Raw genomic sequence first — 14,857 nt, 5'->3', positions numbered from 1 at the left:
GGCGGCAGATGCCGCTTCAAAAACAGACACTCAATTCGCGAAGAAGAGATCAAGCGGTGAAACGCCGCTACCACCTGTTTGGACACAGGTCTGAAGAGAAATGCCGCCGTACTGCGCCTTCAGCGTCTTCAACGTCGTGATCGCCGCCTGGTCATTGACCACGTGGCGCTTGATCGCAACTAGGTGGTAGAGATGACCGTTCACGGTGATTGGCGCACCGATGCTGAGTTGTTGCAGGGCATCATGCGCGACCCCGGTGGCCTCGACCAGATAATGGTTGGCCACCGCCGTCCATGAGTAGACGCGGTCGCCTGGCACGTGGCCGAGCCCGGTGAAGGTGCCAATGGCAAACGTTTGGCCCGCCATCGTTAAACCGCTCACCGATTTGGGCACGGTCGACTTTTTGACAGTCGACTTTGCCGGCGTGATGGCCTGTTGCGCAGAGACCTTGCTGACCGGCTTTGCGGGCGTGGCCGGCTCGCGGTTGGTCGCAGGCGCGGCTTTCGCAGAGGCGGTTTCCGCTCTTGCGGTTGTGACTTGCTTGGCTGGGGCGTGCGCTGCCGATTTTGCAGGCGTTCCGGCCGGTTTTGGACTGGCCTGGACGCGCGCTTTCGGCTTTTGCACACGAACAGACGGTACGGAAACGGCTGGCTGGTGCCGGCCACTTCGGTTCACCACCGGGACGACAGGCGCAGGCGCCGAAACGACGAGCGCTTCCGTTGCGGCCGGGCTCGTTGCGGCTTGTTGACCGCAGCCCGCACCAAACACGACAAAGATCAGGGCCGCGACTGCTGCCGTGATCTGCTTCTTGTTGACCAAAAAAATTCCCCCAGAAACTGTAAAACAGATGGCGATCCCCATCGCCGCATTACTTACACACCTAGTATGATGTCACATGCCAACTTTCGAAAGTGCTCAGTAATTGATTCTAATAAATAAATTAGTGAGACATTCACATCGCGAATGCCAGTGCCTCGGAAAGTGGTGGTTACGGCCTTTCCTATATAAAGAACGCCGGTTTTTTAAAGAAAACTCGCCGTTTCGACTAGACCAATTTTGCGCTTTGCGTCCAATTTCCGAAACGAATTTTGTCAATATTGGCAACGAACTTGTTTTTTTTAATGCTACGCTCAACGTGTTCGAAAACGGTTTCTATCTGCACTAATTAGAATATGGTATAAACAATTCAGCACGGGAACGGTTTTTCCACGGTCATGTGGGGACAGTGAAAATACCAACCGGCTGAAGGCTTTTCGGCATTGCTACGCGATCGATCGGTTATTTCCGGGCGGCTGGCGTGGCGGGCTAGACCAGACTGGAGGGTTCGGAGCAATGAAAGAGCATTATAAGATGTACAAAAAGGGCAAGACGTGGTTGTTTGCCCTGGTGTTAGGCGCAACGCTTGTGGTCGGCGGCTGGTCAATTGCCCAGCCGGTCGCTGCGGCGGGTGAGCCTGCGGGACAAAGCGAAGTCGCAGCCAGCATGGCGATCGTCACGACCACAGATGTCAATGGCGATCTGTCGGTCAATCTGGCGCAGACTGGACGTGAAATCGCGGTCAGCGGCGATACGATGGCCCAAAACTTCACGGCGCGCTCCGCGACAAACGGGGATCCGCTGACGATCAACGGCAATCAGGTACAACTGACGACTGGGTATGAGACTGAGCCAACTGAAGAGAATCCAAATTCTTATCCGGCTGGTATTGGGATGGTCGTCGCCAAACGGCAGGTCGACTTCACGACTGATTTTCATATCAACATTACGACAAACATCGCATGGGACCCGTCCATGAGCGATTGGTTGGGTGGGGATGGGACGGCGCTGTTCTTTGAAGATGTTTCACCTGAGGACGCACCGACCACAGCTCAGACTGGTGGCCAATTGGGTGTCAGCTATGATGCGACCAAGCTACTTAGCTTCAATGTGTCCACGAATGCATTGGGCGCTTCGCCGTCTAAATACTATGACGCTGATGGGAACATACAATCTTGGACCACACCTGGCATCACGTATTACACATCGGGCCTGAATCCCGGCATAGCGTTGGACAAGCCAGTTTCCACGGGTATCGTGCCATCTAACAGCGAAGCAGGGGCGCTCACATACACATTTGACCTCAGCTATGATGCGGCTACGCAGACGATCACCACGACGGTCTATGATGATAGCGGTACTCAGGTCGCACAATGGACAAATGACTACACTGCGAAACAATATGCCGGCACACCATTCTCCATTGTTTTGACCGGCGCCACTGCGGGTTCCCATGCGGCGTATTCGGCCACGTTCAACGATTTTTCCTATACGCCAATTGAGACAACGCTAGACATCGCTTCGACTGGGCTGCCGGCGGGTGTCACTGGGCCATCGCAGACTGGACTCAAGGGATTGCCTGGCGACGTGATTGCGTTCTATCCTGCCGGGACCGCGGCACCGACGACGGATAAGGACGGTAATGCTGTGACAGCGGCTTATCCGGTCAACGCGATCGGCAATTCGCGGCTGGATGGCGCACAGTTCATCACCTTGTCTTCTGATACGGCTCAAAATGATATTGAGCTGCCATTTGTCACCTATGGTAATGTCACCGTCAATTATGTCGATGAAAATGGGAACACGATCGCCCCAAGTAAGAAGTTGGACGAGGCACTTCTAGGGACGCCTTACACGGTTGAGGTCCCGAGCATCGAAAATTATATTTATGATCCGACCGCGGCCGGCTCTTCCCCGCTGACTGGCACTTACACGGCTGGCAATCAGCTGGTGACCCTAGTTTATCGTCCGTCTCACGTGGAGACCACACCAGTCAAAGCCGGTGATCTGACCGTGAAGTACGTCGATGATTATGGCAATACGATCAAAGCGGATACGGTCCGCGCGGGCTATGTGGGCAATGGCTACTCGGTAACCGCACCGGAGCTTGAGAATTATACCTTCAATAAAGTCGCCAGTGGCTCCGCATCATTGACAGGGACTTTGAAGGCCGACGCGCAGACGATCACCCTGGTCTACACGCCAAAACGTGGTGAGACGACGCCGGTCAAGGCCGGTGATCTGACCGTGAAGTATGTCGATGATTATGGCAACACGATCAAAGCGGATACGATCAAGTCTGGTTATATTGGTAATGGGTACTCGGTCACGGCGCCAGAGCTGGCGAATTATACCTTCAACAAGGTAGCTTCGGGTTCCGCTGCATTGACCGGCACACTCAAGGCTGATGCGCAGACGATCACCCTGGTCTACACGCCAAAACGTGGTGAGACGACGCCAATCAAAGCCAGTGATCTGACTGTGAAGTACGTCGATGATTACGGCAACACGATCAAAGCGGCTACGGTCCGGTCGGGGTATGTTGGCAACGGTTATTCGGTCACGGCGCCGGAGCTGGCGAACTATACCTTCAAGAAGGTTGCCAGCGGTTCCGCCGCATTGACGGGTACGCTCAAAGCTGACGCGCAGACGATCGCTTTTGTCTACACGCCAAAACGCGGTGTGACGACGCCGGTCAAGGCCGGTGATCTGACCGTCAAGTTTGTCGATGAGAAGGGCAACGCGATCGCCCCCGACGCGGTCCATACCGGCTCTATCGGCAACGGCTATACTATCGCGCTGACCAGCATCAAGGGCTATCACTACACGTCGCTGGGCGCAGGCTCTGCAGCACTGGCCGGGCGGCTGACCGCTGAGGCGCAGACTGTGATCTTGGTCTACACCAAGGATGCTGTGACCCCATCGACGAATCCGACCACCAAACCAGACGCCAAGCCTGATACAAAATCCGAGTCGAAGCCTGCGACAACGGATGAGACGACGACCAAGAAAGCGGACAACTCGGCCGCGACGAAGACGTCTGATCAGAAGTCAACGGATAAAAAGGATTCTGCCGCATCGCTTCCGCAAACTGGCGAGACTGCGACTGAACCACTGACCGTTTTGGGCCTTGTGGTTTTGGCAACGTCGGCACTTCTGATCGGCATGCGCAAACAGCGCCGCGAATAATCGATCATCTCATCAAAACTGGGCCTGGCCATTTGCTGGGCCTTGTTTGATTCCCAGAAAAACGACGGCATATTGATGTTGCGAGAAAAATAGTTATACCGGATTAACAATTTCATCTTTTGTAAAATTCTATTGTTATTTTGGAACTGTGTTTCTGGCAAAAGAACACAACCGCATCACACCGCCTTTTTGCGATAGAACTCCCACCGTATAAGTAATAACGGTTAATTATTTTGCCGGTCTTGGCCAATTTGATATTGTTACAGATTTCGGTTATAATTAAGACAGTAATGATAACACCAATAATTTTTACGAGTTATTGGCTCGCGCTGTGGCGAGTTGCTGTTGTCGACTGACATCGTGTCTAGGAGGTTCTATATAAATGGCTAAAATGATAAATGAATCGAAACATCGTGTGAAGTTGTACAAGCGCGGCCGCCAATGGGTCGCGATGGGATTGACGGTCCTGGCGCTCGGCAGTGCGGTTGCGGTCACGTTGCCAATGACGTCGCCGGTCCAAGTAGTACAGGCGGCTGATGATGACGGAACGATTCCGACCTTTAATGGGGTTGGCCGGATACAGCTGACTGGCAATACCGCGACAAATCCACAACCTGTGACGTTGGTGATCGAATATGTCGACGTTGATAACAATGATGCGGTGTTGGAACGCGACATTTTCGCTAACCAGCTGACGGGTAATACCGGTACGTATAATACGGTGGGCACAAATCTGACCCCGCTTGATTATGGAAATTTTGGCTCTCAGCCAAGTCGCTATGAGTATGCCGACCAATACATTATCAACTTTTCTATCCCCGAAGATGCCACCGGCGAATATGTGGTCCAATTCCCAATGAAACAGGTCCACGCATATGACACCACGACAACCACTCTCGCCGTCAGCTACACCGGTCTTCCTAATGCCGCCAGCTATGCGACAAATGCGACCTATACTTGGAATACGGATATCAACAACGCGACCGGCCAAGTGGTGTACACCTATGCCGGACTGAGCGGGCTGACGCTGCCGACTGTGATGGGCTATTCGACGACCGCGACGCAGGCCAGCGCGAACCCTGCCGTCACGACTTACGACACGCTGACGAATGGCGCGCCGCAGAATACGTCGATCACGTTCAATTACACGGCCGACCCGCAATACTCGTATATCCAGTACATCGATGATGATAATAATCACTACCAAGTCGGGACGCTCGAGAATCTCTCTGGTGTGACCGACGAAACCATCAACTGGACGGCGACCGTTCCGGATGGCTACCAGCTTGCGGATGGCCAAGCCGCCAGTGGAACGTTGACGCTGTCTTACAACGAAGATGGCGACATGCCTGTCGTGCAGGTTCACCTGACGCACAAGCATACGCAATCGACCATGACGACCACGAATTCGGTGGCCTACACCTACGCGGAAACGGATGGTTTTTTACCTGCGGCCCAGCGCACGGCCTTGCCTGCCACGCAAAACGTGACGGTGCAATGGCAAGGCGACACCGATGAAGTGACCGGGATCACGACCTGGACGCCAGCTACCGAGACAAATACGGTCACCAACCCCGCTGTAACCGGCTATCATGCGGCGACGGCCACCACTGATTTTTCCCAAGCAAGCACGACCGAGACGCCTGCGGATCAGACGCAGACGGTTGCCTATGAAGCGGATCCCGAAACGGTGACGGTCGAGTTCGTCGACGCCGATGGGAATGTGCTGAAGCAGCAGACCCTCAACGGCTACACGGATCAGCAGCTGACCATCGACACCGCGGCGCTTGGCTTGCCGGATGGTTATGTGCTGGCAAACGGGCAGGCCGCAAGCGTGGCTTATGTGCTAACGGGGGCTGCGGACCAGACTGTCCAGATCCACCTCATCAGCAAGGACGCTTCGACCAGCGATGACACCACGGATCCGGATGATACCAATACTGGCGATCCGGATACCAATACGGGCAACCCGGACACCAACCCGGGCACCTCGACCGATGATCAAGGTGCAGGCACCGACTCGACAGGCACTCAGCAGCCTGCCACATCGAAGTCAGAAACGACCACCGGCCAAGCGAAAACAGCGCAGACGACGAAGACTAAGAATGGCCAAAATAGTCTGCCGCAGACCGGCGACGAAACAAGTCCGGCCGGCGTCATTGCAGGGCTGGTCGTGATCGGTCTCTTGTTCGGCTTTGCCGGTAAGCGGAGGCATGACGGTCAAAACGAGGCGTAATGGCTCAACGCCGCACGCCCTGTAACGCACTCAAGGCACCCTCATCAGGCACTTCCGCTGGTGGGGTGCCTTTTTTCGTTGCCGCGTGTTGCGGGAAAATTAATCTCAAGTCGCGAGAAACCGGCCTTATTTCGCGCCTGACTTCTCGCCGGCGACGGTTGAGTGCCCGGCGGTTTTACGGTACACTAGACGGGTACGTGAAACGGCGCCTCTGTTTCACAAAAACCGGCGTTGAAACGCTGAGATAAAGGGCTGGTGCAAGATGGATCCAGAACAATTCAAGGCGGCACTGGCGGCGGCAGACTGGCCGCATGACCCAGCGCAACTCGCACAGTTTGCGACGTATTATCGCTATCTGGTCGCGGAAAACGAGAAGATGAACCTGACGGCGCTGACTGCCGAAGCCGACGTGTACCTGAAGCATTTTTACGACTCGCTCACGCTTTTGCAGGCGGCCCCGGACCTCAAGCTCGCCGATCTCGCCTTGTGTGATGTCGGCGCTGGCGCGGGTTTTCCGTCCCTGCCAGTGAAAATTCTGAATCCGCAGCTGCATGTGACCATCGTCGATGCGCTTCAAAAACGGATCGATTTTCTGGCCAGACTCACCGAGCAATTGGGCGTGGATGGTGTTCAGCTGGTGCATGCGCGGGCCGAAGAGTTTGGCGCCAAGACAAGCGGCTATCGGGCGAGCTTCGATGTCGTCACCGCGCGCGCTGTGGCCCCACTGAATGTGCTGGCCGAGCTGTGCCTGCCGCTGGTGAAAATCGGCGGGCGGTTCATCGCGATGAAGGGCAGCCGGGCGGAGCGCGAAGTCGATGCGGCGCAAACCGCACTCGATCTACTTGGCGGCGAGGTGACGGCCGAGCTTGATGTGACGTTGCCTGAAACTGGGGACGCGCGAAGCCTCGTGGTCATCACAAAGGTCGCTAAAACGCCGGGCAAATATCCGCGTAAGCCTGGTACGCCGGCAAAGCAACCGTTGGGTGGGAAATAGGCAAGGAGGAAAAAGACGTGGCACTTTCGTTTTTTGGGCGTAAAAAACAGGAACCAGAACGGCCGAGCGTAACTGAGATTCCGCTCGCCGATATCGTGCCGAACCGGTTTCAGCCCCGCAAAGTCTTTTCTAAAGAGGCAATCGCGGAGCTGGCTGAAACGATCAAGGCACATGGCTTGCTTCAGCCGATCGTCGTGCGCGAATACGAGCCAGGCAAATATGAGATCATCGCAGGCGAACGGCGGTTTCGGGCTATGCAGAGCCTGAAATTCGACACGGCGCCGGCTTTGGTCCAGAAGATGAGCGACGAGGAAAGTGCCGCAATGGCGCTGATCGAGAACCTCCAGCGCGAGGGCCTGTCCGCCATCGAGGAAGCCGAAGCCTATACCGAGTTGATGACGCTGAATCACATGACCCAGCAGGCGTTGGCCCAGCAGCTCGGCAAGAGTCAGTCCTTTGTCGCCAACAAGTTGCGCCTGCTCAAGCTGTCTGAAGGCGCCCAGCAGGCCATCATGAACGGCGAGCTGTCCGAGCGCCATGGCCGCGAACTGTTGCGGCTGGATGATTATCATCAGGAACTGCTTTTGCACGAGATCTTGGCCAATGACCTGACCGTCCAAGACACACACCAGGCCGTGGAAAAAATTCTGAATCCGGCCGCCGCCACGCAGGCCCCAACCGCTACGGCTGACTCACAGGCCACGGCCCAACCAAGTGCCCCGAGCGACGCGGACTCCGGCGACTCGGCAGAAGCCGCTGCGTCGTCTGCGGAACCGGTCAAGTCGACCCGCGGCCGCAAACCGAAAAATCCCAACCGCCACCAGATTGGCGGGCGGGATGCTCGCATGGCGGTAAATACTCTAAAACAGTCGGTCGAGATGATACGTGACTCCGGTTTCAAGGCCACCGTCAAGCAAACGGAAACCGACGACGAGCTGCTCTTCACCATCGCGATCAAGAAAGACAAGAAGTAGGAGGCACCATGGCACATATCATTGCGGTAGCCAACCAAAAAGGCGGCGTCGGCAAAACGACGACCACCATCAATCTGGGCGCGTGTCTCGCCAACGCCGGCAAAAAGGTCCTGCTTATCGATGCCGATGCGCAGGGCAATGCGACCAGCGGCGTGGGCATTCAAAAATCCCAGGTGGTCAAGGATATCTATGACGTTTTGGTCAACGAAGATCCGATCACCGAAGCAATCTTGCCGACCAGTCACAAAAATCTGTGGATCGTGCCGGCCACGATTCAGTTGGCCGGCGCCGAGATCGAACTGACCTCCCAGATGGCCCGCGAAATGCGGCTTAAGCTCGGCCTTGATCCGGTGGAAGACCAATACGATTACGTCTTGATCGACTGCCCGCCGTCGCTCGGCCAGCTCTCCATCAATGCTTTTACCGCGGCGCATTCCATCTTGATTCCGGTGCAAAGCGAATACTACGCGCTGGAAGGGCTGAGCCAATTGCTCAACACCGTACGTTTGGTGCAAAAGCATTTCAATCCAAAACTCGCGATCGAAGGGGTCCTGCTCACGATGTACGACGCCCGCACGAACTTGGGCGCGCAAGTGATTCAGGAGGTGCGGAAGTATTTTGGCGACAAAGTTTATGAAGTCGTCATTCCGCGCATCACTCGCCTGGCCGAGGCACCCAGTTATGGCCAGCCAATCGTGGATTATGATCCAAAGTCAAAGGGCGCAGACGTTTACAACGCGCTTGCAAAGGAAGTGTTGAAGGCCCATGGCGAATAAGAATAGCAAAGGCCTCGGTCGCGGCATCGATGCCATTTTCAAGGATTTCGAAAGCCCGGATCTCAGCTTCTCCAATGTGGAGGAGCTGCCGCTGAAGGACATTCGGCCGAATCCTTACCAGCCGCGGAAGACGTTTGACGAAGAGGCGCTGGAAGAGCTCGCCGCGTCGATCAAAAACACCGGTGTTTTTCAGCCGATCATTGTGCGCCAAAGCGTTTCTGGCTATGAGATCATCACCGGCGAGCGGCGCTTCCGGGCATCCAAAATGGCTGGTAAGGAAACCATTCCGGCAATCATCCGCACCTTCGATGATCCGGCCATGATGGAGATCGCTGTGCTGGAAAATCTACAGCGCGAGGATCTCACGCCGCTGGATGAGGCGCAGGCCTATGACACTTTGATCAAGAAACTCAAGCTGACCCAGGCGGAAGTCTCCAAGCGCCTCGGTAAGAGTCGGCCATATATCGCCAATTACTTGCGCCTGTTGACGCTGCCGCCGGAAGTGAAGAAGCTGCTCAACACCAACAAGCTTTCGATGGGCCAGGCGCGCACCTTGCTTTCGCTGAAGGATAAGAAGAAGATCAATGCCGTCGCGAAAAAAACGGTGGCGGATGGTCTGACCGTGCGTCAGCTTGAACGGCTGATCAATCAGATGAATGCCGGCGAGGCGCGGCAGCAGCACACCGAAAAGAAGAAGTCGCCGTATTTGCGCGCCAGCGAGAACCAGCTGGCCGGGCGCTTTGGCACCAAGGTCAATATCGCGCAGACCCAGCGCGGTAAAGGGAAAATCGAGATCGATTTTACCGACAACAGCGACCTGACCCGCATTCTCGAACTGCTGGATGTCGACTTGAATTAACTTGCTTCTATTAGAAGGAGGGACCACGCGATGTATGACTTACACGACCACGTCCTGATGAAAAAGGCGCATGCCTGCGGGACGAATGATTGGGAGATCATCCGGCTGGGCATGGACATCAAGATCCGGTGTTCGGGCTGCGGCCACATCGTGATGATGAGTCGCCATGATTTTGACCGGAAAATGAAAAAGATCCTGAGCCACGCTGCCGAGGCAGAAGGCTAAACCAAACAGAAAGCGTGAAGATCACTTATGGCTTTAACAGCAGGTATCGTGGGCTTGCCCAACGTCGGTAAATCCACCTTGTTCAACGCGATCACCAAAGCGGGCGCGGAAATGGCAAACTACCCATTTGCTACGATCGACCCGAATGTCGGCATGGTCGAAGTGCCGGACGCACGGCTGACGCGCATCGATGAATTGATTCCGGCCAAGAAGATCGTCCACACGACCTTCGAGTTCACAGACATTGCCGGCATCGTCAAGGGCGCCTCGAAAGGGGAAGGCCTCGGCAACAAGTTTTTGGAAAATATTCGCCAAGTCGATGCGATCGTCCATGTCGTCCGGGCGTTTGATGACGACGAAATCACCAGCGTCACCGGCAAAGTCGACCCAATCGACGATATCGAGACCATCAACTTGGAGCTGGCCATCGCCGATCTTGACGCCATCAATAAGCGCTACGCCAAGGTGGAAAAAGTCGCCCGCACCAAGGACAAGGCGGCGCTGGCCGAATTTGCGGTCCTGCAGAAGATCAAACCGGCTCTTGAAGAAGGCAAGCCGGTGCGCTCGCTGGACTTCAATGAAGATGAGCAAAAGATCGTGAAGGGGCTCTTCCTGTTGACCTCTAAGCCCGTGCTGTATGTGGCCAACATTGCCGAAGACGACATGGCCGACCCAGAGCAGTCGCCTTACGTCAAGCAGATCGAGGACTACGCGGCTGAGGATGGCGCCGAGGCACTGGCCATTTCCGCGAAGACCGAAGAAGAGATCGCCGAGCTCGATGACGACGAAAAGGCCGATTTTCTGGAAGCAGAAGGTGTCACCGAACCTGGTCTGGACAAATTGATTCGCGCCAGCTATCATCTGCTGGGGCTGGCCACCTTCTTCACGGCTGGCGGCCCTGAGACTCGGGCCTGGACGTTCAAGCAGGGGATGAAGGCGCCGCAAGTAGCGGGCGTTATCCATTCCGATTTTGAGCGCGGCTTTATTCGCGCCGAGACTGTGTCCTTCGCAGATCTCGATAAATTCGGCTCGATGCAGGCGGTCCGCGAAGCTGGGCGCCTGCGCTCCGAAGGCAAGGAATACGTCGTGCAAGACGGCGACATCATCGAATTCCGCTTCAATGTATAGGGGGAACAAAATTGGCAGAGAAAGACTTGAACCAAGAGGAACCAAAAACGACGCCGGACGCCGCGCCTGAAGACACCGCCTCGCAGACTGCGACCCAGGCCACACCTTCGGACGCCGCGACTCAAGACGCGCCGGCAACCGAGACTGACACTGAAACGGACGCCCCGCAAACAACGGCGGAGGTGCGCGCCCAATTGGCTGAGCACGAAGACGCTGCCAAGCCAGCGGGCCGCAATGCCAGCCGCGCCCAGAAACAGGCGGAAAAGCATGCCGCAGCCAAGGAAGCGGAAGTCGCAGACGCCGCCCTTGCTGAGGCCTCTGTGTCCGAGATGTTGGGCCAATTGACCCGCAAAAATGACGAGTACGTCTTCAAACTGCGCCGGCAGATGACCGACAGTGCCCTTTCCGATGAGCGCCAGGAACAGATTCTCAAGGATATTTTGCCTGAGATCCTGACCGCCCAGCGCAAGGGCCAGCCGGCAACGGCGCTGTACGGCCCCGTTTCCGCCAAGGCGTCTGCATTGATCTATGCGCCAAAGCCGATCAAAAAGGCGCCTCTGTGGCTTTCCATGATCGATATCTCGCTGATCTTCATGGCGATCTTGGCCCTGGTCAACGGGGTGATGATGTACTTCGTGAAATCCAAAGATGCTGGCACGACCCAGGGCATCATTCCGCTTTTGATGATGTCCATCACAGCCGGCGTGATCTTCGCCTATTACAACGACTGGAGCATTCGCCCCAAGGATCAACGGCCAAAGTTCTGGCTGCTGATCTTGGCGGGCATCGTGGTCTTCATGGTCGGCTCCATCATCTCCGGTGTGTCGGCCCTGCTTCCTGGACCGCTGACCCACGGCATGCCGTTCTGGGGTTACCTGATCGCCGCCGCGCTGTCATACGGGATCCACTACCTGCTCAAGCGTCGCTATCACCTGCCAGGCTTGGTCGGTGGGGCCTTAGCCGCCACCAACAGAAACGCCAACTAATGACTGAAAGCGTTCGGAATTTTTCCGAACGCTTTTTGTGTCGAAAAATTATTGCTTGAATAAAAACCGAACGAGTTTCGAATTTTCGGCGGATCTGCGGGACCTCGTTCGGCCTTTTTCCACGAAAATGAGGGCTTTATCATTTTAAAAGGCCGTCGCAGCGGCTTTTTATCACTGTTCGTCAGAAAAAATTGACGGGTTTTGGCGAAAATGCTACGATGGTCAACAACAAAATCGAAAGAGGGCCTTCCACTTGTCTAATTGGGATACGAAGTTTGCACGTCGCGGATTTACGTTTGATGATGTCTTATTGATACCGGCTGAGAGTCATGTTTTACCGCAGGATGTCGATCTTTCTGTCCAACTTGCAGACAACTTGAAACTGAATATCCCGATCATTTCCGCGGGCATGGATACTGTCACGGAAGCCGACATGGCGATCGCAATGGCGCGTCAAGGCGGCCTGGGCGTCATCCACAAGAACACCACCATTGAAGAGCAGGCGGACGAGGTGTTGACCGTGAAGCGCTCTGAAAATGGGGTCATCGCCAATCCATTTTTCCTGACGGCCAGCGATCCTGTCACGGCGGCCACGGAACTGATGATCAAGTACCGCATTTCCGGCGTACCGATCGTCGATGACAAGGACTCGCGCCTGCTCACCGGCATCATCACCAACCGCGACCTGCGCTATGTGGAAGACCACAGCGTTGCGATCGGCACCGTGATGACCAAGGACCACCTGATCACCGCCCCGACCGGCACGAGCCTCAAGGAAGCCGAAGCAATCCTGCAAAAATACAAGATCGAAAAGCTGCCACTCGTCGATCCTCAGGGCCGCTTGTCCGGGCTGATCACGATCAAGGATATCGAAAAAGTCGTGGAGTTCCCGAATGCGGCCAAGGACGAACATGGCCGCTTGCTGGTCGCCGCCGCCGTTGGGGTCACCTCAGATACCTTTGAACGCGCCCAGGCCCTGCTTGATGCCGGTGCCGATGCGATCGTCATTGATACCGCCCATGGCCACTCCGCGGGCGTTTTACGGAAGATTGCTGAGATCCGCGCCCACTTCCCGCATGCGACCCTGATTGCCGGCAACGTGGCGACCGCAGAAGGCGCCGCGGCCTTGTATGACGCGGGCGTCGATGTCGTTAAAGTCGGCATCGGCCCTGGCTCGATCTGCACGACCCGCATCGTCGCCGGTGTCGGCGTCCCTCAATTGACCGCCGTTTATGACGCGGCCACCGAAGCCCGCAAGCGCGGCAAGGCCATCATCGCAGATGGCGGGATCAAGTATTCCGGCGATATCGTGAAGGCGCTGGCTGCCGGCGGTTCCGCCGTGATGCTGGGCTCCATGCTGGCGGGCACGACCGAAGCCCCTGGCGACATGGAGATCTACCAAGGCCGCCGCTTCAAGACCTATCGCGGCATGGGCAGCCTCGGTGCGATGGAGCAGGCGCATGGCTCCAAGGACCGCTACTTCCAAAGCGGCGTCAACGAAGCCAAGAAGCTCGTTCCAGAAGGCATCGAAGGGCGCGTGGAATACAAGGGCGCCTTGGCCGATGTCATCTATCAAATGGATGGCGGCCTTCGCTCGGGCATGGGTTATGTCGGCGCGCCAAACATCCAGGCGCTTCAGGACAACGCCCAGTTCATTCAGATCTCAAACGCCGGCCTGCGCGAAAGCCATCCGCATGACGTGCAGATCACTAAGGAAGCACCAAATTACTCGATCAAGTGATCGATCATTAAAAACGCCGAAGCTGGGGTCCCCGGTCTCGGCGTTTTTTGACCTTGCGCCTGAGTGCGGTGGCCACCGAGAAGACCGGCACAAGAGCGAAAATGAACTGATTAAACAAAAACACAACAACTTGTCTATTTTGTTTAAAACCGCTATCCTATCAATAACAGACAAGGAGGGGCGCGATGCTTTCAGAGGACGAACGCAAAGATGATCTATTGACGCGCATCGATCAGGTGCTGGTGCGCGATGGCCTTAATGGGTTGGCCATGGGCACGCTGGCCAAACGCGTGGGCGTCAGTCGGGGCAAGCTCTATTTGTATTTTGAGTCGAAGGAAGCGGTGATCGAGGCCGTCGTTGCGCAGCAGAGCGCAATCATCGAGGCGGCCAGTGCAGGTAGAGATGAGGCGCTGGCGCTTCGCCTGGTGGACGAACTGACGGTTTTGACGGCGGGGAGCCCTCTTTTCCTCAGTGACCTGATGCAGCAATATCCGCGGCTGGCCGCGCGCCTCAATCGCGTGTTGAATGAGTGGCAGGCGCAACTGGCTGATGAACTGCAGGCCGGCATCAACAAGGGCCGCCTGCAAGCCATCGACCCGGTCTTGCTGCTCCGCGTGCTTAAGGCTGGGGTCGGGGACCTGCTCGCTGATCCGCGGTTTGGCGGCGATGCGGTGCGCGAGGCGCTTACGGGCTTGCTTCAGCTCCAACTCGTGGCGCTGGTCGGGACGGACAAAGCGGCCAAGGCGCTCAGCAAACCCAAGCTTCAGCAACGCCTCAGCCTACTGGTGACGCAATTAGCCGAGCGCTATCCGCAATGACGGCTGGCCTTTTTAAATTTTCTGGAAAGTTTTCACTGAATCCAGCGGCGCCGCGGTTTTTGTGGTGCGGTCTGGTACAATGAACTTGCAACGCACACCCATTTTTCCAAGGAGA

The 14,857-nt window shown here is 56.1% G+C and carries 12 protein-coding genes; 11 read left to right on the top strand and 1 reads right to left on the bottom strand.

Annotation, left to right across the window (positions count from 1 at the left end):
* Nucleotides 1-30: 30 nt before the first annotated feature.
* A complete protein-coding gene (locus EKM95_RS04460; protein WP_125696642.1) occupies nucleotides 31-819 on the bottom strand; it encodes a hypothetical protein in 789 nt (262 codons plus the stop codon).
* Between the two features lie 513 nt (nucleotides 820-1,332).
* On the opposite strand from EKM95_RS04460, the gene EKM95_RS04455 reads away from it, so the two are divergent.
* The 11 genes from EKM95_RS04455 (at nucleotide 1,333) to EKM95_RS04405 (ending at nucleotide 14,742) form a co-directional block, all read left to right on the top strand.
* Nucleotides 1,333-4,005: a MucBP domain-containing protein gene (locus tag EKM95_RS04455; RefSeq protein ID WP_125696641.1), complete on the top strand. Its 2,673-nt coding sequence runs from the start codon at nucleotides 1,333-1,335 to the stop codon at nucleotides 4,003-4,005.
* A 382-nt stretch (nucleotides 4,006-4,387) separates the two neighbouring features.
* Nucleotides 4,388-6,241, top strand: coding sequence for a KxYKxGKxW signal peptide domain-containing protein (locus EKM95_RS04450; RefSeq protein ID WP_125696640.1), 1,854 nt, complete (start codon nucleotides 4,388-4,390; stop codon nucleotides 6,239-6,241).
* Between the two features lie 262 nt (nucleotides 6,242-6,503).
* Entirely contained in the window at nucleotides 6,504-7,235 is a 732-nt protein-coding gene (gene rsmG / locus EKM95_RS04445; protein ID WP_125696639.1) for a 16S rRNA (guanine(527)-N(7))-methyltransferase RsmG, read from the top strand.
* A 17-nt stretch (nucleotides 7,236-7,252) separates the two neighbouring features.
* Nucleotides 7,253-8,209, top strand: coding sequence for a nucleoid occlusion protein (locus tag EKM95_RS04440; protein ID WP_125696638.1), 957 nt, complete (start codon nucleotides 7,253-7,255; stop codon nucleotides 8,207-8,209).
* Between the two features lie 8 nt (nucleotides 8,210-8,217).
* Complete coding sequence (locus EKM95_RS04435; RefSeq protein ID WP_125696637.1) at nucleotides 8,218-8,985, top strand: ParA family protein; 768 nt, start codon at nucleotides 8,218-8,220, stop codon at nucleotides 8,983-8,985.
* Entirely contained in the window at nucleotides 8,975-9,844 is an 870-nt protein-coding gene (locus EKM95_RS04430; RefSeq protein ID WP_125696636.1) for a ParB/RepB/Spo0J family partition protein, read from the top strand. The genes EKM95_RS04435 and EKM95_RS04430 overlap by 11 nt, the downstream gene beginning before the upstream one ends.
* Nucleotides 9,845-9,874: 30 nt before the next feature.
* A complete protein-coding gene (locus EKM95_RS04425; RefSeq protein ID WP_125696635.1) occupies nucleotides 9,875-10,069 on the top strand; it encodes a DUF951 domain-containing protein in 195 nt (64 codons plus the stop codon).
* A 27-nt stretch (nucleotides 10,070-10,096) separates the two neighbouring features.
* A complete protein-coding gene (gene ychF / locus EKM95_RS04420) occupies nucleotides 10,097-11,197 on the top strand; it encodes a redox-regulated ATPase YchF (protein ID WP_125696634.1) in 1,101 nt (366 codons plus the stop codon).
* Between the two features lie 11 nt (nucleotides 11,198-11,208).
* Complete coding sequence (locus EKM95_RS04415; RefSeq protein ID WP_125696633.1) at nucleotides 11,209-12,183, top strand: DUF1129 family protein; 975 nt, start codon at nucleotides 11,209-11,211, stop codon at nucleotides 12,181-12,183.
* Nucleotides 12,184-12,436: 253 nt separating this feature from the next.
* Nucleotides 12,437-13,924, top strand: coding sequence for an IMP dehydrogenase (gene guaB / locus EKM95_RS04410; RefSeq protein ID WP_125696632.1), 1,488 nt, complete (start codon nucleotides 12,437-12,439; stop codon nucleotides 13,922-13,924).
* Between the two features lie 185 nt (nucleotides 13,925-14,109).
* Nucleotides 14,110-14,742 carry a TetR/AcrR family transcriptional regulator gene (locus tag EKM95_RS04405; protein ID WP_125696631.1) on the top strand — a complete coding sequence of 211 codons (633 nt, stop codon included), beginning with the start codon at nucleotides 14,110-14,112 and terminating at the stop codon, nucleotides 14,740-14,742.
* Nucleotides 14,743-14,857: the final 115 nt, after the last annotated feature.

This window comes from Lacticaseibacillus yichunensis (genome assembly GCF_003946405.1).
Taxonomy (GTDB): domain Bacteria; phylum Bacillota; class Bacilli; order Lactobacillales; family Lactobacillaceae; genus Lacticaseibacillus; species Lacticaseibacillus yichunensis.
Note: the sequence above shows the minus strand (reverse complement) of the source record. Positions and strands in the feature narration are given on the sequence as shown.